Below are 2,182 nucleotides of genomic sequence, written 5' to 3' on the forward strand. Positions count from 1 at the left end.
CGCGCCGCTGTCGCTGGCGCAGCAGGCGAGCGGGATGACGGGCGGCAGCCCGCTGTTCACCTCGATCTTCAACTACCGGCACAGCGAGGCCGCTGCACAGGGCAGTGGCCCCGGCCTTGCGGGCGTCAGGCTGATGCGCGCGAGCGACCCCACCAACTACCCCGTGAGCGTGGCCGTCGACGACCTCGGGAGCGGCTTCGGCCTGACCGCCGAAGCGGTGGCACCGGCCGATGCGGACCGGATCTGCGCGCTGTTGCAGGCCGCCGTCACGAACCTGACTGCCGCTTTGGAGGAGGCGCCGCAGACGCGGTTGTCCGCGGTGGGGGTGCTGGGTGAGGTCGAGCGTCGCTCGGTGGTGGAGGAGTGGAACGACACGGCCTTCGAGGTGGCGTCGTCGACGTTGCCCGGGTTGTTCGAGGAGCGGGTGGCACTGGCTCCGGCCGCGGTGGCGGTGGTGGCCGACGGTGTCGAGGTGTCGTACGGGGAGCTGGATGCGCGGGCGAACCGGTTGGCACGTCATCTGATCGGTGTGGGGGTGGGGCCGGAGTCGGTGGTCGCGGTGTGCCTGGAGCGCGGCGTGGACCTGATGGTCTCGTTGCTCGCGGTGGCGAAGGCCGGCGGCGCGTACATGCCGGTGGATCCGGAGTATCCGGCGGAGCGGATCGCGTACATGGTGCGGGACGCCGCTTCGGTGCTGGCTGTTGCGAGCCGGGCTACGGCCGGGGTGCTGGCGGGGTCGGTGCCGGTCGTGGTCCTGGACGATGCCGCGACGGTTGCGGAGCTGGCCGGGTTGTCGGGTGAGGGGGTGACGGATGCCGAGCGTCGGTTGCCGTTGCTTGCGGCGCATCCGGCGTATGTGATCTACACGTCGGGATCGACGGGGCGCCCCAAGGGTGTGCTGGTGTCGCACGCGGGTGTGGCGCACCAGGTGGCGGGTCATGTGCGGTGGTTGGGGGTCGGTGCCGGCTCCAGGGTGGGGCAGTTCGCCTCGGCGGGTTTCGACACCTTCGGGTGGGAGTGGTTCATGGCGCTGCTGTCGGGTGCCGCCTTGGTGGTCATTCCGCAGGACCGGCGGCTGGGCGAGGCGTTGCCGGTGTTCCTGGCGGAGCAGGGGGTGACCCATGTGACGTTGCCGCCGGCGGTGCTGGCGACGCTGGACGCGGCTTCGGTGGACCGTGACGTGGTGGTGGTGACGGCGGGTGAGGCGTGCCCGTCGGAGGTGATGGCGCGCTGGGCCGAGGGTCGCAGGATGTTCAACTCCTACGGCCCGACGGAGACGACGGTGGATGCCACGTTGTGGCGGTGCGATCCGACGTCGTCGGTGGTGGCGATCGGCACGCCGGTGGTCAACACCCGGGTGTACGTGCTGGACGAGTATCTGCAGCCTGTACCGGTCGGTGTGGCGGGCGAGTTGTACGTTGCGGGCGCGGGGCTGGCACGCGGCTACCTGGGCCGTGCGGGGCTGACCGGGGAGCGGTTCGTGGCGAACCCGTTCGGCGCGCCGGGCGAGCGGTTCTACCGCACGGGTGACCGGGCGCGGTGGACGGTCGAGGGGCAGTTGGTGTTCGCGGGGCGAACCGATGATCAGGTGAAGATCCGTGGTTTCCGGATCGAGCCGGGTGAGGTCGAGTCGGTGGTGGTCGGGCACCCGCAGGTCGCGCAGGCGGCGGTGGTGGTGCGTGAGGACGTGCCGGGTGACAAGCGTCTGGTGGCCTACGTGGTGCCGGCCGTTGACGGTACGGGCGAGGAACTGGCCGCCGTGGTGGCTGCTTTCGCGGCCGAGTGGTTGCCGCAGTACATGGTTCCGTCGGCGGTGGTGGTGCTGGAGGACCGTCGGCGGTGGTGGTGCTGGAGGACCGTCGGCGGTGGTGGTGCTGGAGGNGTGAACGGCAAGGTGGACCGCAAGGCCCTGCCCGCCCCGGACTACACGGGCCCGGCCGGCACCGGCCGGGCACCCGCGACGCTGCGGGAGGAGCTGCTGTGCCAGGCGTTCGCGCAGGTGCTCGGACTTGACCGGGTCGGGGTCGATGACGAATTCCTCGCGCTGGGTGGTCATTCGCTGTTGGCGATGCGGCTGGTGAGCCGGGTGCGCGCGGTACTGGGTGTGGAGTTGCCGTTGCGGGTGCTGTTCGAGCGTCCGACACCGGCCGCGATCGCGGCGTGGATGGGTGAGGCCGGCGAG

Annotated in this window: 1 protein-coding gene; it reads left to right on the forward strand. The window is 71.2% G+C overall.

The window, feature by feature from the left end; genetic code table 11:
• The coding region (locus VR45_RS41305) for an amino acid adenylation domain-containing protein (RefSeq protein ID WP_159394568.1) at nt 1-2,182 on the forward strand (2,182 nt) is incomplete at both ends.

This window comes from Streptomyces sp. NRRL S-495, from assembly GCF_000966955.1.
GTDB lineage: Bacteria > Actinomycetota > Actinomycetes > Streptomycetales > Streptomycetaceae > Kitasatospora > Kitasatospora purpeofusca.